This is a genomic window from Rhizobium sp. C4, from assembly GCF_021026315.1.
GTDB lineage: Bacteria > Pseudomonadota > Alphaproteobacteria > Rhizobiales > Rhizobiaceae > Ensifer_A.
In genome coordinates, this window is sequence record NZ_JAJNCX010000007.1 from 183,179 (window position 1) to 199,459 (window position 16,281).

Below are 16,281 nucleotides of genomic sequence, written 5' to 3' on the forward strand. Positions count from 1 at the left end.
CGGCGGCCTTTCCGCCTCAATTGTTTGTGAGCTTATCCGCGTCGGCGGCGTAGGGCGCCGCAGCGTTGATGCATGTCTTCGAGACCTCTGTTTGATGCGCTTTCAGGCACATCATGATGCGGCCCTTGCCGGGCTGGACCTCGTTGCAGAATTTGGCGATGTCGGCGGAGCAGGCGCTTTTCACCTTCATCAGTTCGAAATAGCCGGGTTCCTTGGCATTGGCCGCGCCGGCGGCAAACGCCGACGCAAGCCATGCGATCGTCAGGGTGACGGTCTTCATGTCGTGACCTCAACGGGAGATGGTCGAGCTGCGCTTCCAGCCTCCGTTCGGGGTGCTGACAGCAGCATTGCTGTTGCAGGTGCCGCCGCTGCAGGTGACGGTGCGGTTGCGTGTGGCCGACTGGCCGTTCGGGCCCGTGACGGTCTTCTGCTTGGAGCAGGTGCCGTTGGCGCAGCCGCCGGTGGCGTGGCTGGAAAAGGTGCGGCCATAGGCGCCGGTGGCCGAGCCGTTGCGTTCCCAGGCAAAGGCGCTCGCCGACATGGCGACGAGGGGGAGGGCGAGGGCGGCAGTCATCATGAGGCGGTTCATGTCATTCTCCTAGGTTTCGTTTGTGCCGAGGCTTGCTGCCTGCGACGCCATGAAGAATGGCGGCGGCGTGTCACGCGGCAATCACCGGAGAGGGGCGTTTTGTCTCGATTTGTCGCCTTTTGTAATGGTTTGTCACAAGCCCGGCTTTGCACTTGAAAAGCAGTTCGCTGCGGGGAATAGATGAGACATGAATGAGGCGCCGACACATATCCTGCTTGTGGAAGACGACGACGAGGTGCGGCGGCTGGTCCGCGGGCTGATCGAGAAAGAAGGCTATCGCGTGACGGCCGCGCCGGATGCACGCGCCATGGACGCGGCGCTTGCAATGGGCGCACCGGATCTCGTCATTCTCGACGTGATGCTGCCGGGCGAAGACGGGCTTTCGATCTGCCGCCGGCTGCGCCTGTCGCTCTCTATCCCCATTCTCATGCTGACGGCGAGAAGCGACGAGATCGACCGGGTGCTCGGGCTCGAAATGGGGGCGGACGACTATCTGGTTAAGCCGTTCGGGCCGCGCGAGCTTGTGGCGCGCATCCGCGCGCTGCTGCGCCGTGCGGTGGAACCGGCCCGTTCCCGGCCCGACGCTGGCAACAAGATCGGTTTTGACGGATTCGAGATCGATTTCGATACGCGTGTCGTGACCACGCCGCAGGCCGAGGTGTTGTTGCTGACCAGCGCCGAGTTCGACCTCCTGACCTGTTTCGTCAAGCGGCCCCGCCGGGTGCTGAGCCGCGAAACTATCCTAGACTTTGTTCATGGTCGCAATGCCGACCCGTTCGACCGATCCGTCGATATGCTGGTCTCGAGACTGCGCAGAAAGCTTGATGCGGTGGACGGCGGCGCGGGGCTGATCACGACCATCCGCAATGGCGGCTATCTCTTTACGGCAAAGGACGTCTCTTCGCGATGAAGCTCCTGCGTCGCCATCTCGCTTTCCGGCTATTCGGGGCGTTCGTTCTTGTTGGGACGGTGCTGTGGATCGGTTATCTGGTTGCCGTCTATCGGCGGGCCTCCTGGCAAAGCGACATGGTGCCGCCGCCGCAGCGGCTGGCGAAAATTGTGGCATTGATCGAGGCCACGCCGCCGCCGGATCGTGCGCTGCTGCTTGCCGGGCTGAGTTCGGATACGTTCCAGATACGTATCGAGGCGGGCGATATCGTGGCGAACCAGTTTGACGACCTGCCGCGCCAGTCGCGTTTCGAGGTCGCGGATTATGATCAGGCGCTGGGTGGCAGACGGTTCAGCATCGAGAATCAGATAGGCGCGCCTCCCCGGCTGGGTTTTGTGATGCGCCGGTTCGTTCCGGCGACGCTGGAATTCAGGGTGCGGCTTTCGACTGACGAGACAATGGTGGTCGATGCGCGCTCGCCATTCCTGACGACCGAGGCCGGTCTGCCGGTGGGGCTCTTCGCAGGCCTGATCGGAAGTCTGGTGGGACTGGTGACGCTCGTGCTGGTCTTCATCGCCAGTCGGCCGTTGCGCGAACTGGCGGAAGCTGTGGCCACGCTTGATCCGGATGGCGCGCCGCGTCCTTTGCCAAGTGCCGCGGCGTTTTCACCCGAGATCCGCCGGCTCACAGAGGCTTACAATACATTGCATGGGCGGGTCGCGGCGCTGCTACGAAACCGGATGGAGCTGGTTGGCGGCATTTCGCATGACGTGCGAACCTTCGCGACGCGGCTTCGCCTGAAGGTCGATGCGATCGAGGACGAGGTCTCGCGGGAAAGCGCCGTGCGCGACATTGAGGACATGGTCCGGCTGCTGGATGACGCGGTTCTGACGTCGCGCGCAGGCGCTGGCGAGTTGCAGGAGGAACTGGTCAGCCTGCGGGATCTGGTTGCTACTGATTGTGCGGCTCTCGCGGAGGCTGGGCGACCGGTTGTTCTGGAAGACGCTTCGAGTGGTGATCCGCTGACGGTTCTCGGTGATCGGGTGGCGCTTCGGCGGATCGTTGCAAACCTGATCGACAACGCCATCAAGTATGGCGAGGTGGCGCATGTGTCCATTCATCGTGACGGTGCGCTTGCGGTTCTTGTCGTGGAAGACCAGGGGCCCGGCGTCAGGCCGGAAGAACGCGGCGCGCTGTTCGAGCCGTTTCACCGCCTGGAGTCGTCGCGCAGCAGGACGACGGGTGGGGCGGGCCTCGGGCTTGCGGTCGTGAAGACGCTGAGCGAAGGCCATAACGGCAGTGTTTCGATCGGGGATGCAGCGATCGGCGGGCTGTCGGTACAGGTCAGGCTGCCGCTGTTTTATGCCGGCGCATAAACGCAAAAAACCCGGCGCGGAGGCCGGGCTTTTCGAAACTAGAATGTCAACAGGATCAGAGGCCGAGGCCGCCGAAGCGCTTGTTGAACTTGGAAACGCGGCCGCCGCGGTCCATCAACTGCTGGTTGCCGCCGGTCCAAGCCGGATGCGACCGCGGGTCGATGTCGAGGTTCAGCACGTCGCCTGCAGCGCCCCACGTGGAGCGGGTTTCGTATTCAGTGCCATCAGTCATGACCACCTTGATCACGTGATAGTCGGGATGAATGTCAGCCTTCATAACCTTGTCTTCCTGCCTAGGATGGGATCATTTGCCGCAGACCATTGCGACATGAGACCCAAACGCGTAAATGGAGCCGCAACCGAAATTGGACGGCCCCGCAATGAGTGCCGTGCCTATACATGAAGGATTGCCGGATAACAAGGCCCGGCGGACAAATCTTGCGCATTCCGCAAGCCTGCCCGCCGCGCGTCGCCGGCGCGGGATCGAGAGGGAATGGCGTTGAGTGAAGTCGATAATCTGGAGGCGCCGCGCCCGCGGTCTCTGAAGCCTCTTGCAACGCTTCTCCCCTATCTCGGCCACTATCGGGGGATGGTGGTCAAGGCTTTGATTTTCCTCACGCTTGCCGCCGTGACGACGCTGGCTCTGCCGCTCGCAGTGCGCCGCATGATCGACCACGGCTTCTCGCAGTCGGATGCCGGCTTCATCAACAACTATTTCGGCATGCTGATCGGGCTGGCGCTGATGCTCGCCTTTGCCAGCGCCATGCGATATTACTATGTCATCTCCATCGGCGAGCGCATCGTCGCGGATCTGCGGCGCGATGTTTACGCCCATGTCATCAAGCTTTCCCCGTCCTTCTTCGACGTCAACCAGTCCGGCGAGATTGTCTCGCGGCTGACGGCGGATACGACTCAGGTGAAGTCGGTGGTCGGTGCCACGGCGTCGCTGGCGCTGCGCAATCTCATCCTCTGTCTCGGCGGCGCGGCGATGATGGTCTATACCAGCCCGCGCCTGTCGGCCCTCGTTCTGGTCGCCATTCCCTTCATCGTCTTTCCGCTGATTGCCTTCGGTCGCTCGGTGCGCAAGCGTTCGCGTTCGGCGCAGGACACGCTGGCCGAAGCCTCGTCCTTTGCCAGTGAGTCGATCGGCGCGATCCGCACCGTGCAGGCCTTCAATGGCGGGCCTGCCGCCGGCAAGCGCTATGCCGATGCGATCGAGGGTTCATTCGGCGCCGCGCAGGCCGCCATTCGCTCGCGCTCGATCCTCACGGGCGTTGCCATTTCCATGGTGTTCGGCAGCATTGCCGGCGTGCTCTGGTATGGCGCGCATGCCGTGCTCGACGGTTCGATGTCGGCGGGGACACTCGGCCAGTTCGTGCTTTATGCCGTCGTTGCCGCCTCCAGCCTGGGTGCGCTTTCAGAAGTTTGGGGCGAGATCGCGCAGGCTTCCGGCGCTGCGGAACGGCTTTCGGAACTGCTGGCGGAAGTGCCGGCCATCCGCGCGCCGGCCAATCCGAAGCGCTTTCCGGCGACCGCTGCCGGCGCGATTGCCTTCAACGATGTGCGCTTTGCCTACCCCTCCGCGCCTGAGCGTTCGGCGCTGAAGGGGCTGACCTTCAAGGTCGAACCGGGCGAAACGGTTGCCATTGTCGGCTCGTCCGGGGCAGGAAAGAGCACCGTTCTGTCGCTGATCCTGCGCTATTACGACACGACGGTGGGCGATATCTCGCTGGATGGCGTTTCGGTGCGCGATGCCGATCCGGCGGACTTGCGCGCCCGGCTTTCCATCGTGCCGCAGGATGTGACGATCTTTGCCTCGACCATCCACGACAACATCGCCTTCGGCCGGCCCGATGCCAGCCGCGCTGATGTGATTGCGGCGGCCAAGGCTGCGCATGCGCATGAATTCATCGAGCGGCTCGACCATGGCTATGACACGATGTCGGGCGAGCGGGGCGTGACGCTTTCCGGCGGCCAGCGCCAGCGCATCGCCATTGCCCGCGCGATCCTCAAGAATGCGCCGGTTCTGCTTCTCGACGAGGCGACTTCGGCGCTCGACGCCGAGAGCGAAAAGCTGGTGCAGAACGCGCTCGACGGGCTGATGCAGGACCGCACGACGATCGTAATCGCGCACCGTCTGGCAACTGTGCTCAAGGCCGACCGCATTCTCGTCATGGATGACGGGCGCGTGGTGGAAGAGGGCAACCACCAGAGCCTCGTTGCCAAGGGCGGCATCTATGCGCGGCTTGCCTCGCTGCAATTCGACGGGCGAGAGCTGGCGGAGCTTCAGGTCTGAGCCCTTTACTTGGCCCTTACGAAATAGTTTGCCGACATAACCTTTAGCGGCTAAATCAGGATCAGCATCCGGTTGACGCCGTTCCGCCGGTGAAGTTCATTGAGTTTTGCGTGCCTTCATCGCGAAGAAATGAAGGGCGCCACGCGGGAGGGGTTTAATGACCGTCATTATCGCCGGGGCCGGCATTACCGGCCTGACGCTTGCCATTTCGTGCCATCAGGCAGGCATTCCGTTTCGCATTTTCGAGCAGGTGAGCGAGCTGAAGCCGCTGGGCGTCGGCATCAATGTGCAGCCGCATGCGGTGCGCGAGCTTTTCGAAATGGGGCTTGAGGCGGAGATGGACGCGATTGGCGTGCGCACCCGCGAGGTCGCCTATTTCTCCAAGAAGGGCAAGCAGATCTGGTCGGAGCCGCGCGGGCAGTTTGCGGGCTACAAGTGGCCGCAGTTTTCCGTCCATCGCGGCGGCTTCCAGATGATGCTGTTCCATGCGCTGGAAGCGCGGGCCGGCAAGGGCACGGTTGTGACGGGCCGCGAGGCGGTCGACTGCAAGGATGTCGATGGCGGCGTCATTGTCACCTTCCGCGACAAGCAGGGCAATCTTTCGACCGCCGAGGGCACGGTTTTCGTCGCCTGCGATGGTATTCACTCGAACATCCGCGCCAAGTTCTATCCGGGCGAGGGCGCGCCGCATTGGGGTGGTTCGATCCTCTGGCGCGGCACGGCCAAGGCCAAGCCCTTCATCACCGAAGCGACCATGGGCATGGCCGGCCATGAATGGCAGAAATTCGTGACCTATCCGATCGGCAAGCCTGACCCGGAAACGGGCGAGGCCGAGATCAACTGGATTGCCGAACTGAAATTCCCGCCGGACAAGAAATGGAACCGCGAGGATTATAACCGTCACGGCAATTTCGACGACTTCTTCCCCGCCTTCCAGGATTGGCATTTCGACTGGCTCGACATCCCGAAGCTGATGCGGGACGGCGGCTATTGCTACGAATTCCCGATGGTGGACCGTGATCCGGTCGAGTGCTGGACTTTCGGGCGCACGACGCTGGCGGGTGACGCGGCGCATGCCATGTATCCGATCGGCTCCAACGGCGCGTCGCAGGGCATTCTCGATGCCCGCGTGCTGGTGCGCGAATTCATCGCGAACGGTGTCGGCGTTGAGGCGCTTGCGGCCTATGAGTCCGAGCGCCGGCCGGCAACGACGCGGATCGTCATGGCCAATCGCGGCAATGGGCCGGACCATGTGATGAACATTGTCGAGGAACGTTGCGGCGGCGAATTCGAGAAGGTCTCGGATGTGCTGTCCGATGGGGAACTTCAGGAGACTGCCGCGAACTACAAGAAGATCGCCGGCATGGATGTCGAAGGGCTGAACAGCCGTCCCTCCATCGTGCAGCTGCCGAAGAGGGACGTTGCCTGACATGCCGCATTTTCTCGTCATCTCGCATGACAAGCCGGGCATGCTGGAGGTTCGCAAGGACAACCGCGCCGCCCATCTCGCTCATGTGAAGACCGGCGGCGGCGGGCTCGTGCGCGTGCTGGTCGGCTCGCCGCTTGGCCGCGAGACGATGACCGGCACCTGGATGGTGATGGAAGCCGCCGACGAGGCCGCGATTGTCGCCTTCAACGCGGCCGATCCTTACGAGATCGCCGGCCTGTTTGCCTCGCGCGAGATCCTGCCGATCCACGCCGCCTTCGATCCCTCGCGGATCGTTGCGGAGGATGAGGTTTGAGGCGGTTTGTCCATGTTTTGTGTGTATGATATTATACGCACAGACATGGAGCGAACCCCGTGAACGATCACAAGGAAAGAGCGGCTTTCACGATTTCCAAGGCTCTCAAGGCGGAGCTGGAAGACGTCGTGCCTGCGTCCAAACGCTCGCGCTTCGTCGAGCAGGCGATCGCCGATGCACTCCTGCGTGAGGCGCGCAAGCGTGCGCTTGATGCACTGGACACGCTTCCTTCCTACGGCACGAAGGGCGAAGACAGTGTAGATGTTCTGCGCCGGATCAGGCAGGGGCGGGATTCAGAGATCGCTTTGCGTCACCGCGTAGCGGCCGCTTGAAGCGAAGCTGCCCAGCGTTCGACTTCGCTGTGATCGATGCAATCACCAACGCGCTCGAACTTCTCCCATCTTGACTTGACGATGACCCATTCGTTGTCAGCTGTTGCCGTTTTCTGGAGTTCGGCGGCTTTGTTGGCCGTTTCTTCAGATGCATCGCGGGACAAGTCGGTCATGACGGCTCCGTTTAAAGAATAGCCAGGCAGGCACGATAGCATTGGCAGGGAACCCTACTTCCCCACACTCCGCCCCGCCATGCGGCCGGAGAAGATGCACCCGCCGAGAAACGTCCCTTCCAGCGCATTATACCCATGATAACCCCCGCCGCCGAAGCCGGCGACTTCGCCGGCGGCGTAGAGGCCGGGGATGATGGTGCCGTTTTCTTCCAGCACGCGGCCTTCTAGGTCGGTTTGCAGGCCGCCGAGCGTCTTGCGGGTGAGGATGTTGAGCCGGACGGCGATCAGCGGGCCTTTTGACGGGTCGAGCAGGCGGTGGGGTTTGGCGGTACGCATGATCTTGTCGCCGAGATAGTTGCGCGCGCCTCGGATCGCCGTCACCTGCGCATCCTTGGAAAAGCTGTTGTCGATCTCGCGGTCGCGGGCTTCGACCACGGCGCGGATGCGCTTGGTGTCGAGGCGGTGTTCGCCGGAGAGTGCATTCATGCCCTCGACCAGGTCTTCCAGATTGTCGCGGACGACGAAATCCGCGCCCTTGTCCATGAAGGCCTTGACCGGGGCGTTCGGCTCCTTGCCGAGACGTTTCAGGAGGAGGGGGATGTTCTTGCCCGTCAGGTCCGGGTTCTGCTCGGAGCCGGAGAGCGCGAATTCCTTCTTGATGATCGCCTTGGTCAGGATGAACCAGCTATAGTCATAGCCGGTCGCCTTGATCGCCTTGAGCGTTGCCAGCGTATCGAAACCGGGCATGGCGGGGGCGGGGAAGCGATTGCCTTCCGCATCCAGCCAGAGCGAGGACGGGCCGGGCAGGATGCGGATGCCGTGGTTCGGCCAGATCGGGTCCCAGTTCCGCAAGCCCTCGGTATAGTGCCACATGCGGTCGGCATTGATGACGGAGCCGCGCGCATTTTGCGTGATTTCGATCATGCGGCCATCGACATGGGCGGGGACGCCCGCGACCATGAATTCCGGCGGCTTGCCGAGCCGGTCCGTCGGCCAGCTCTTGCGCACCAGATCGTGATTGCCGCCAATGCCGCCGGAGGCAACGAGCGTTGCGCCCGCCGATATCTCGAAATCGCCGACCGGGTTGCGGTTGCTCCGGCCGCCGCGCTGGACCGGATCGGGAGCGAGAACCGTGCCGCGCGCGCCGGTGACAGCGCCGTTTGTCGTGATGAGTTCATCGACCTGATGACGGAAGCGGAAGGTCAAAAGGCCCCTCGTCTCGGCCTCGCGGGCGAGGCGGATGAAGGGTTCGAGCACGCCGGGGCCGGTGCCCCAGGTGATGTGGAAGCGGGGGACGGAATTGCCGTGGCTATTGGCGAGCGACCCGCCGCGCTCGGCCCAGCCGACGACCGGGAACCAGCGCATGCCGAGTGAATGCAGCCAGGGGCGTTTTTCGCCGGCGGCGAAGTGGAGATAGGCTTCGGCCCATTGGCGCGGCCAATGGTCTTCCGGCCGGTCGAACTGGGCGGAGCCCATCCAGTCCTGGCGGGCGAGATCGAGCGTGTCGCGGATGCGCATGAAGCGCTGTTCGGGACTGTCGACGAAGAAGAGGCCACCCAGCGACCAGAAGGCCTGTCCGCCGAGGTTCTGCTCGCCTTCCTGATCGATGACGATGACTTTGAGGCCGCGCGCCGTCGCTTCAGTCGCGGCCACAAGGCCGGCAAGCCCGCCGCCGATCACCAGAAGATCGCAATCCATGCCGCTTATTCCTACCATACCTGGGCCTCCCATGCCCGGGCCGCAGGGCAATCAGATGCTCAAAGCGGCGTCTCGGTTCTACGCAGGCTAGCGTCCAGCGCGCCGCTGTCCAGTGCGTATTTCAATTGCTTGAGGCGGATGAAAAGACGGTTGTCGAAGGTGCCGTCGCTCAGGCCATTGTCTCTCAGGAAACGGGCGATTTCCTCGACGCCTTTTTCCAGCGTCCATTGCGGCGCGAAGCCCGGCAGCTTCGTCAGCGCCTTGGTGAAATCCACCTTGTAGGAGCGGGGATCGCCGCCGGTTTCGCCGGTGATCTCCAGATTGGCGGCCGGGAAGGCGGCCTTCACGGCCTCGGCAATGTCGCGCACCTGATAGTTGGCGTCATTGCGGCCGACATTGAAGGCCTGATTGTGGATCGCCTCGCGCGGCGCGGTCGCGGCGGCAAGGGCTGCGCGGGAAATGTCCTCGATATGAACGAGCGGACGCCAGGGCGTGCCATCCGACATCACCTTGATGATGCCGGCCGTATGCGCCCAGCCGGAGAGATTGTTGACGACGAGATCGAAGCGGGTGCGGGGGCTCACGCCATAGGCGGTCGCGTTGCGCATGAAGACGGGCGAGAAGCGGTCGTTGGCAAGCGCCGAAAGCCGTTCCTCCGAGCGCACCTTGGAGATGGCATAGGCGGAAACGGGGTTGAAGGCCGCTGTCTCGTCCAGTGCGCCCTCGTTGCCGGCTGCGCCATAAATGGAGCAGGAGGAGGCGAAGATGAAGCGGGAGACGCCGGCGTCGCGCGCCAGTTCGCCAAGCCGAGCGGTTGCTTCCAGATTGATATCGTAGGTGAGGTCCGGGTTCAGCGCGCCCATCGGGTCGTTGGAGAGGCCGGCCAGATGAATGACGGCATCAATGCCTTCAAGGTCTTCTGCGGTCACGTCGCGGATGTCGCGGATGATCTGCCTGTCGGGGAGGATGTCGGGGGTGAGCGGCGACACGCAGCTTTCGAAATAGCCGATATCGAGGCCCGTCGTCTGGTGCCCAGCGTCGCGTGCCAGCCGTGTCAGAACCGGGCCGATGAAACCCTGATTGCCGGTGATGAGTATATGCATGCGTTTCCGCCCCGAAATTCGACCTTTTGAGGACATTCTATGGGAAGGAACTGACGCGAGGCGTGAGTAGTCGTTCAGGCAGCTTCCATCACGGAAACGACGATTGTCTTGCCGAGCGCGCGCATGGCGTCCTGCATGGTGGCAATCTTCGTTGCGTGATCCGGATCAAGAATCCGCCGCGCTTCGGCTTCCTGCTTGCCCAGCCGGCGCGCCAGTTCGGTCTTGGTCAGGCCGGAGGTCCGGAAGGCACTGATAACGGCCAGTTTCATCGCGTCGTCTGCCGCCACCGCAATCGGAGTGCCACATGTCGCAGCGGGCCTGGGCAGAGGCCGATTTGCCGCCAGTATGCCTCGAAGGGCCAAGCCGAGAGTCTCAACGGCATTGGCGCAGGCATCTTGAAGCGTTTCAGCCTGAGTCAGCGCTTCTGGCACGTCTTCGAACGACACCAGAAAGCCGCCTTCTGGGTCATCCTCGATCTTCGCGCGGTAACAGAATTCCATGGGTGTTCCTTTGAAACGTCACCGCCATCATTCGATGCCGAGCTGCTTTTTTAACAGTCTGACATAACCGGGGGTCAGCTCTCCAGACTTCAACGTGGTCATCCGCCCATTGAGCGTGATCCGGTAGTGAGACCCTTTTCCCTTGTTGGTGTAAATCTCGAGGATCCAGCCATTCCTGCGGGCCAGCTTTCTGAGCTCTGCAATAAACTGGTCGCGGGTCATTCAAGCCTCACTACTCGGACGTTCGCACAAATTTGTACGAAAGTCCAGTTTGTGAATGTGGAGCGGCCGCGCAAATGCTGCGCTGCATCGATTTTTCATAACCAAGTGTTAACCATAATGGTGTCTTGATGAGATTGATCGAATGCCCGGCAGCCCACGCCTTCCTTTAACCAAATTTGGCAGCAAAGAGGCTAGTCAAGCATGGGCGCTAAGAGCGAAGAGCGGCTGCTGCCGGCATATTGATACACATTTTTTCGCCGCCCGGTCCAAAGCCGGGCGTTTGGATTCGAAGGACGCTAGAACATGGAACAGGCAGCTTTGGCGGCAGTGAACGAGGTGAGCCTCTGGTCTCTCTTCATGCAGGCAGGCATCGTCGTGAAACTCGTCATGCTTGGCCTCCTCTCGGCCTCCGTCTGGACCTGGGCCATCGTCATCGACAAGGTGATCACCTTCCGCAAGACGCGCCGCCAGCTCGACAATTTCGAACAGGTCTTCTGGTCGGGCCAGTCGCTGGAAGAGCTTTACCGCAGCCTTTCCGAGCGTCCCGCCGCCGGCATGAGCGCGATCTTCGTCGCTGCCATGCGCGAGTGGAAGAAGTCCTTCGAACGCGGCGCACGCTCGCCGATCGGCCTGCAGATGCGTATCGACCGCGCCATGGACGTCACGCTTTCGCGTGAATCCGAATATCTCGAAGGCCGCCTCGGGTCGCTTGCCACGATCGGTTCGGCAGCTCCCTTCGTCGGCCTCTTCGGCACGGTTGTCGGTATCATGACCTCGTTCCAGTCGATCGCCGGTTCCAAGACGACGAACCTCGCGGTTGTCGCGCCCGGTATCGCGGAAGCGCTTCTGGCAACGGCGATCGGCCTTGTCGCCGCTATCCCGGCCGTTATCGCCTACAACAAGCTCTCGGGCGATGCCGGCAAGCTCACCTCGCGCATGGAAGGCTTCGCCGACGAGTTCTCGGCCATCCTGTCGCGCCAGATCGACGAGAAGCTGCAGTCCTCGCGCCAGGCAGCGCAATAACGCCGCTTCGAACCACAAGAATTACGCAGTTCCCGACGCAAAACCTACTCAATCTTTTGCTGGAATTGCTGAAGGAGTTTCCCGATGGGTATGGCAGTCAGCTCAGGCAAGGGCGGCGGTGGCGGACGCAGAGGCAGCCGTCGTCGCGGCGGCAAGGGCGGTCCGATCGCTGAAATCAACGTGACGCCGATGGTCGACGTCATGCTCGTGCTGCTCATCATCTTCATGGTGGCGGCGCCGCTGATGACGGTTGGCGTTCCGGTCGACCTGCCGCAGACCAAGGCCAAGGAAATGAATGCGGAAACGCAGCCGATCACCATTTCGGTGAACAAGGACGGCGTGATCTATCTGCAGGAATCTCCGATCCAGCTCGAGGAGCTGATCCCGAAGCTGCAGGCGATTTCCAAGACGGGTTACGAGGAGCGCATCTTCGTGCGCGGCGACATGAATGCCGGCTATGGCACGGTGATGCAGGTGATGGCCGCCATTTCCACTGCCGGCTACAAGAATATCGGTCTGGTGACAGCCCAGAAGCAGGACAAGTAAGCGAAAACGATGAAGGGCAGTGTAGTCACATCGGCGTTGATACACGCGGTCGTTCTTGCGGTCGCGCTTATCTCGTTGGGCTCTCCGCCCCCGCTCGAGGTGCAGCCGACGGAATCGCTGCCCGTCGATATCGTGCCGATCGAACAGTTCACCAACATCCAGCAGGGCGAGAAGACCGCGCCGCTGAAGGAGAAGTCGTCGCCGAAGGCCACGAAGCGGCAGGACAAGGTCGACAATGCCGAGAATGTCGGCGAGAACAATGTCGACCTGAAGAGCACGCCGACGCCGTCGCAGCGTCCGCAGAACACGGAAGTGGCCGCCGCGCCGAAGCCTTCCGAGGCGGCGAAGGATACCCAGACGAACAACGTCAAGGAAATCCAGAAGGAGCAGACGGCTGCTCCGTCTCCTTCGACCGCCGTGCCGACGCCGAAGCCGGAACCCACGCCGCCGAAGCCCGAGCCGACGCCGCCGAAGCCGACCCCGGCGCCGGAACCGCCGAAGCCTGAGCCGACGCCCCCGAAGCCGGAACCCAAGCCGGAGCCGAAGACGCAGGAACAGCCGGAAAAGGCCGACGATACGCCAACGCCGGACGCTTTGCCGGTGCCGACCAAGAAGCCGACGCCTGAAAAGCCGAAGGAAGAGGCGAAGCCGGAACCCAAGCCACAGGAAAAGCCGAAGCCGGAAGACAAGCCAAAGCCCGACCAGAAGGAAGCCAAGGTCGAGCCGAAGCCGCGTCCCGACACGAAGCCCGATACCAAGACGGATGCTAAGTCCGATTCCAAGTCTGACGCCAAGACTGACGCGAAGAGCCAGACGAAGTCCGATACCAAGTCGGCAAGCTCTGACTCCAAGACCGGCAAGGACAAGGAAAAGAAGGAAACGGCGAAGTCCGCCTCCTCGCGTGAGAGTGACAAGCTGGCTGACGAAGTCTCGGCGCTTCTCAACAAGGAAGATGCATCCGGCGGTGGCGCAAAGCGCTCCAACCAGGAAGCCTCCCTTGGCGGCAAGAAGACGACGGGCGCCGGCAAGCTGTCGCAGAGCGAACTTGATGCGCTGAAGGGTGTGATCCAGAACAACTGGAATGTTATTCCGGGGATGATGGACGCGCAGAACATCCGCATCCGCGTTTCGTTCCATCTCGACCGCAGCGGCGCGATCGTCGGCGATCCGGAAGTGACGGTGACAGGCGGCGATGGCAGCTCGAAGGATGTTCTGGCCATGAGCGCCAAGCGCGCCATCCTGAAATCCGCCCCATTCACCAGCCTACCGGCTGACAAATATGACACGTGGAGCGATGTGGTCGTGAACTTCGACCCGAGCGACTTCATGTAACCCCCGACCTCGACCATTTGAGAGCGAGAGACACGATGAAAAGCATGATAATCCGGACACTGTTCATGATGGGGGCGCTGTTTGCGCTCGCGGCCAATCCGGCCCACGCCAAAATTGAGCTTAACATCAACAAGGGCAATGTGACGCCCTTGCCGATCGCGATCACCGATTTCCTGGCCAAGGACGCAATCGGCAAGCAGATTTCCGACGTGGTTGCCGCCGACCTCAAGCGTTCGGGCCTGTTCGCACCGATCGACAGCAAGGCCTTCATCGAGAAGATCACCAATCCGAGTGCGGTGCCGCGCTTTGAGGACTGGCGCACGATCAATGCTCAGGCACTGGTGACGGGTCAGGTGGTCAAGGAAGCGGACGGGCGTCTTCGTGCCGAGTTTCGTCTCTGGGACACGGTTGCCGGCCAGCAGATGATGGGCCAGCAATATTTCACGCAGCCGGAAAACTACCGCCGCGTCGCCCACATCATTGCCGATGCGATCTATGAAAAGATCACCGGCGAGAAGGGCTATTTCGACACGCGCGTCGTGTTCGTGGCCGAAAGCGGTCCGAAGAATGCCCGCAAGCGCCAGCTGGCGATCATGGACCAGGATGGCTACAATGTCCGCTCCATCACAAACTCCAACGACATCGTCCTGACGCCGCGCTTCTCGCCGAACCATCAGGAAATCACCTACATGTCCTTCGAAGGCAACCAGCCGCGCGTCTATCTGCTGCAGCTGGAAACCGGACAGCGCGAAGTCGTCGGCAATTTCCCCGGCATGACCTTCTCGCCGCGCTTCTCGCCGGACGGCCAGCGCGTCATCATGAGCCTGGAAGAGGGCGGTAACGCCAATATCTTCACCATGGACCTGCGTTCGCGCACGACGACGCGCCTGACCTCCACGGCCGCCATCGACACGTCGCCGTCCTATTCTCCGGATGGCAAGCGCGTGACGTTCGAAAGCGACCGAGGCGGCAGCCAGCAGATCTACGTCATGAATTCGGACGGTTCCGGCCAGTCCCGCATTTCGCATGGCGACGGTTCCTACTCGACGCCGGTCTGGTCGCCGCGCGGCGATCTCATCGCCTTCACCAAGCAGGCCGGCGGCAAGTTCTCGATCGGCGTGATGAAGCCGGACGGTTCGGGTGAGCGCATTCTTACGACGAACTTTCACAACGAAGGTCCGACCTGGGCACCGAACGGCCGCGTGATCATGTTCTTCCGGCAGAACGCCGGCGAGGCTGGCCCGCGTCTCTACTCGATCGACCTGTCCGGTTACAACGAGCAGCAGATCCCGACCCCGGCGTTTGCGTCCGACCCGGCCTGGTCGCCGCTGCTCGATTGAGTCGCAGCATCAAATGAGCAAGGGCCGCGCTTAAAAATGGTGCGGCCCTTTCGATTCCAGGCAGCGTTCGGGCCGTTATGGCGAAGTCCGGGCGACGCCACGTTCTCGCCTCAATCTCCTGAAAATCAAGGCATTGAGGCTCTTTTAACGCTTTGTTAACCATAATCGTTGAACACCGGTTAACTGAAGAATGTTACGTTCCGGCAACCTCGATTGAAGATATCCCAAGGAGACTGGCGATGAGCCATATTTCTAGCCTGAGCGCTCACGGCATGCAGAAGCTGGCGCGCAATCCCGTCCTCATTGCCACCTTCATGGCACTTTCGCTGGCCGGCTGCGCCTCCAAGAAGGGCCTGCCGAACAACGCCAACGAGCTCGGTCTCGGCGCCAACGGCGTCAACGGTGCGAATGCAACGCCCGGTTCGTCCCAGGACTTCACCGTAAACGTTGGCGACCGCATCTTCTTCGACACGGACTCCACGCAGATCCGCGCCGACGCCCAGCAGACGCTCGACCGTCAGGCCCAGTGGCTCGCCAAGTACCCGAACTACAAGATCACGGTTGAAGGTCATGCCGACGAACGCGGTACGCGCGAATACAACCTGGCACTCGGCGCCCGCCGCGCCAACGCAACGCGCGACTATCTCGTCTCGCGCGGCGTTCCGGCTGCCCGCCTGAAGACGATCTCCTACGGCAAGGAACGTCCGGTCGCCACCTGCGACGACATTTCCTGCTGGTCGCAGAACCGCCGCGCCGTCACCGTTCTCGGTGGTGCAGGCAGCTAAGCGAGAGACCGCGAGCTCTTGTGATTTCAGAGGGCGGCCTTCGGGTCGCCCTTTTTGCTTGCCACGACCCCTTGAACGGAAGGGGCGGTCGATTTCCAAGTGCCTGGATCTCCGGGAGGGCCCCATGACCTTCCGGAAAGGTTCACGGGAGACGCCTGCTTTGCTGTAATCCCTGCTGCGCTTGAGATTTTCTCCTTAGTTTGGCCAGAGTTTAATTGCTTTTTGTCTGCAATCGGCGATGTTGGCGGCGTATTGAGCGTAGATCCTACGAATCATGAATGGCCGCAAATCATTTGAGGTGATGATGAAAAGACTGGTTTTGGCTGGCGCGATGG

Annotated in this window: 19 protein-coding genes; 11 read left to right on the top strand and 8 right to left on the bottom strand. The window is 61.9% G+C overall.

Annotated features, from left to right (window positions below; translation table 11 throughout):
* Positions 1–16 precede the first annotated feature (16 nt).
* The gene (locus LQK84_RS14340; RefSeq protein ID WP_230829404.1) at positions 17–280 is read right to left on the bottom strand and encodes a cysteine rich repeat-containing protein; all 264 of its coding nucleotides are present in this window, start codon (positions 278–280) and stop codon (positions 17–19) included.
* 9 nt (positions 281–289) lie between these two features.
* On the bottom strand, positions 290–589 hold the full coding sequence (locus LQK84_RS14345; protein WP_230829405.1) for a hypothetical protein: 300 nt from the start codon (positions 587–589) through the stop codon (positions 290–292).
* 187 nt (positions 590–776) lie between these two features.
* Here LQK84_RS14345 and LQK84_RS14350 point away from each other — a divergent pair, with 187 nt between their 5' ends.
* Together LQK84_RS14350 and LQK84_RS14355 are read left to right on the top strand one after the other, a co-directional pair.
* Positions 777–1,499: a response regulator gene (locus LQK84_RS14350; protein WP_230829406.1), complete on the top strand. Its 723-nt coding sequence runs from the start codon at positions 777–779 to the stop codon at positions 1,497–1,499.
* Positions 1,496–2,854 (top strand): ATP-binding protein, encoded by a 1,359-nt coding sequence (locus LQK84_RS14355; RefSeq protein ID WP_230829407.1) that lies wholly within the window; start codon positions 1,496–1,498, stop codon positions 2,852–2,854. The genes LQK84_RS14350 and LQK84_RS14355 overlap by 4 nt, the downstream gene beginning before the upstream one ends.
* Positions 2,855–2,909: 55 nt before the next feature.
* Here LQK84_RS14355 and rpmE read toward each other — a convergent pair whose 3' ends face one another.
* Positions 2,910–3,131, bottom strand: a complete 222-nt coding sequence (rpmE, locus tag LQK84_RS14360; RefSeq protein WP_112628005.1) for a 50S ribosomal protein L31 — start codon at positions 3,129–3,131, stop codon at positions 2,910–2,912.
* 216 nt (positions 3,132–3,347) lie between these two features.
* Here rpmE and LQK84_RS14365 point away from each other — a divergent pair, with 216 nt between their 5' ends.
* The 4 genes from LQK84_RS14365 (at position 3,348) to LQK84_RS14380 (ending at position 7,224) form a co-directional block, all read left to right on the top strand.
* The gene (locus LQK84_RS14365) at positions 3,348–5,150 is read left to right on the top strand and encodes an ABC transporter transmembrane domain-containing protein (protein ID WP_442966965.1); all 1,803 of its coding nucleotides are present in this window, start codon (positions 3,348–3,350) and stop codon (positions 5,148–5,150) included.
* A 157-nt stretch (positions 5,151–5,307) separates the two neighbouring features.
* Complete coding sequence (locus LQK84_RS14370) at positions 5,308–6,579, top strand: flavin-dependent oxidoreductase (RefSeq protein ID WP_230829409.1); 1,272 nt, start codon at positions 5,308–5,310, stop codon at positions 6,577–6,579.
* 1 nt (position 6,580) lies between these two features.
* Positions 6,581–6,892 (top strand): YciI family protein, encoded by a 312-nt coding sequence (locus LQK84_RS14375; protein WP_230829410.1) that lies wholly within the window; start codon positions 6,581–6,583, stop codon positions 6,890–6,892.
* A 59-nt stretch (positions 6,893–6,951) separates the two neighbouring features.
* Complete coding sequence (locus tag LQK84_RS14380) at positions 6,952–7,224, top strand: hypothetical protein (protein ID WP_230829411.1); 273 nt, start codon at positions 6,952–6,954, stop codon at positions 7,222–7,224.
* Here LQK84_RS14380 and LQK84_RS14385 read toward each other — a convergent pair.
* The 5 genes from LQK84_RS14385 to LQK84_RS14405 form a co-directional block, all read right to left on the bottom strand.
* Positions 7,203–7,397 carry a hypothetical protein gene (locus tag LQK84_RS14385; RefSeq protein WP_230829412.1) on the bottom strand — a complete coding sequence of 65 codons (195 nt, stop codon included), beginning with the start codon at positions 7,395–7,397 and terminating at the stop codon, positions 7,203–7,205. The two genes, LQK84_RS14380 and LQK84_RS14385, sit on opposite strands and share 22 nt — an antisense overlap.
* A gap of 54 nt (positions 7,398–7,451) precedes the next feature.
* The gene (locus tag LQK84_RS14390) at positions 7,452–9,095 is read right to left on the bottom strand and encodes an FAD-binding dehydrogenase (protein ID WP_230829483.1); all 1,644 of its coding nucleotides are present in this window, start codon (positions 9,093–9,095) and stop codon (positions 7,452–7,454) included.
* 59 nt (positions 9,096–9,154) lie between these two features.
* Complete coding sequence (locus LQK84_RS14395; protein ID WP_230829413.1) at positions 9,155–10,198, bottom strand: NAD-dependent epimerase/dehydratase family protein; 1,044 nt, start codon at positions 10,196–10,198, stop codon at positions 9,155–9,157.
* A gap of 74 nt (positions 10,199–10,272) precedes the next feature.
* Positions 10,273–10,467 carry a hypothetical protein gene (locus LQK84_RS25335; protein ID WP_442966966.1) on the bottom strand — a complete coding sequence of 65 codons (195 nt, stop codon included), beginning with the start codon at positions 10,465–10,467 and terminating at the stop codon, positions 10,273–10,275.
* Positions 10,468–10,725: 258 nt separating this feature from the next.
* Positions 10,726–10,920: a type II toxin-antitoxin system HicA family toxin gene (locus LQK84_RS14405; RefSeq protein ID WP_230829415.1), complete on the bottom strand. Its 195-nt coding sequence runs from the start codon at positions 10,918–10,920 to the stop codon at positions 10,726–10,728.
* Positions 10,921–11,223: 303 nt separating this feature from the next.
* Between LQK84_RS14405 and tolQ the strand changes: the two genes are divergently transcribed.
* The 5 genes from tolQ (at position 11,224) to pal (ending at position 15,946) form a co-directional block, all read left to right on the top strand.
* Complete coding sequence (gene tolQ, locus LQK84_RS14410; RefSeq protein WP_230829416.1) at positions 11,224–11,943, top strand: protein TolQ; 720 nt, start codon at positions 11,224–11,226, stop codon at positions 11,941–11,943.
* Positions 11,944–12,027: 84 nt separating this feature from the next.
* On the top strand, positions 12,028–12,489 hold the full coding sequence (tolR, locus tag LQK84_RS14415; protein ID WP_230829417.1) for a protein TolR: 462 nt from the start codon (positions 12,028–12,030) through the stop codon (positions 12,487–12,489).
* Positions 12,490–12,498: 9 nt separating this feature from the next.
* Positions 12,499–13,821, top strand: coding sequence for a hypothetical protein (locus LQK84_RS14420; protein ID WP_230829418.1), 1,323 nt, complete (start codon positions 12,499–12,501; stop codon positions 13,819–13,821).
* Between the two features lie 44 nt (positions 13,822–13,865).
* Positions 13,866–15,161 (top strand): Tol-Pal system beta propeller repeat protein TolB, encoded by a 1,296-nt coding sequence (tolB, locus tag LQK84_RS14425; protein ID WP_230829484.1) that lies wholly within the window; start codon positions 13,866–13,868, stop codon positions 15,159–15,161.
* A gap of 239 nt (positions 15,162–15,400) precedes the next feature.
* On the top strand, positions 15,401–15,946 hold the full coding sequence (gene pal, locus LQK84_RS14430; RefSeq protein ID WP_230829419.1) for a peptidoglycan-associated lipoprotein Pal: 546 nt from the start codon (positions 15,401–15,403) through the stop codon (positions 15,944–15,946).
* Positions 15,947–16,281: the final 335 nt, after the last annotated feature.

What these genes read in the sequence shown, in the direction of transcription:
- LQK84_RS14340 (WP_230829404.1), bottom strand. Translation starts at nt 280, where the DNA reads ATGAAGACCGTCACCCTGACGATCGCATGGCTTGCGTCGGCGTTTGCC.
- LQK84_RS14345 (WP_230829405.1), bottom strand. Translation starts at nt 589, where the DNA reads ATGAACCGCCTCATGATGACTGCCGCCCTCGCCCTCCCCCTCGTCGCC.
- LQK84_RS14350 (WP_230829406.1), top strand. Translation starts at nt 777, where the DNA reads ATGAATGAGGCGCCGACACATATCCTGCTTGTGGAAGACGACGACGAG.
- LQK84_RS14355 (WP_230829407.1), top strand. Translation starts at nt 1,496, where the DNA reads ATGAAGCTCCTGCGTCGCCATCTCGCTTTCCGGCTATTCGGGGCGTTC.
- rpmE (WP_112628005.1), bottom strand. Translation starts at nt 3,131, where the DNA reads ATGAAGGCTGACATTCATCCCGACTATCACGTGATCAAGGTGGTCATG.
- LQK84_RS14365 (WP_442966965.1), top strand. Translation starts at nt 3,348, where the DNA reads ATGGCGTTGAGTGAAGTCGATAATCTGGAGGCGCCGCGCCCGCGGTCT.
- LQK84_RS14370 (WP_230829409.1), top strand. Translation starts at nt 5,308, where the DNA reads ATGACCGTCATTATCGCCGGGGCCGGCATTACCGGCCTGACGCTTGCC.
- LQK84_RS14375 (WP_230829410.1), top strand. Translation starts at nt 6,581, where the DNA reads ATGCCGCATTTTCTCGTCATCTCGCATGACAAGCCGGGCATGCTGGAG.
- LQK84_RS14385 (WP_230829412.1), bottom strand. Translation starts at nt 7,397, where the DNA reads ATGACCGACTTGTCCCGCGATGCATCTGAAGAAACGGCCAACAAAGCC.
- LQK84_RS14390 (WP_230829483.1), bottom strand. Translation starts at nt 9,095, where the DNA reads ATGGATTGCGATCTTCTGGTGATCGGCGGCGGGCTTGCCGGCCTTGTG.
- LQK84_RS14395 (WP_230829413.1), bottom strand. Translation starts at nt 10,198, where the DNA reads ATGCATATACTCATCACCGGCAATCAGGGTTTCATCGGCCCGGTTCTG.
- LQK84_RS25335 (WP_442966966.1), bottom strand. Translation starts at nt 10,467, where the DNA reads ATGAAACTGGCCGTTATCAGTGCCTTCCGGACCTCCGGCCTGACCAAG.
- LQK84_RS14405 (WP_230829415.1), bottom strand. Translation starts at nt 10,920, where the DNA reads ATGACCCGCGACCAGTTTATTGCAGAGCTCAGAAAGCTGGCCCGCAGG.
- tolQ (WP_230829416.1), top strand. Translation starts at nt 11,224, where the DNA reads ATGGAACAGGCAGCTTTGGCGGCAGTGAACGAGGTGAGCCTCTGGTCT.
- tolR (WP_230829417.1), top strand. Translation starts at nt 12,028, where the DNA reads ATGGGTATGGCAGTCAGCTCAGGCAAGGGCGGCGGTGGCGGACGCAGA.
- LQK84_RS14420 (WP_230829418.1), top strand. Translation starts at nt 12,499, where the DNA reads ATGAAGGGCAGTGTAGTCACATCGGCGTTGATACACGCGGTCGTTCTT.
- tolB (WP_230829484.1), top strand. Translation starts at nt 13,866, where the DNA reads ATGATAATCCGGACACTGTTCATGATGGGGGCGCTGTTTGCGCTCGCG.
- pal (WP_230829419.1), top strand. Translation starts at nt 15,401, where the DNA reads ATGAGCCATATTTCTAGCCTGAGCGCTCACGGCATGCAGAAGCTGGCG.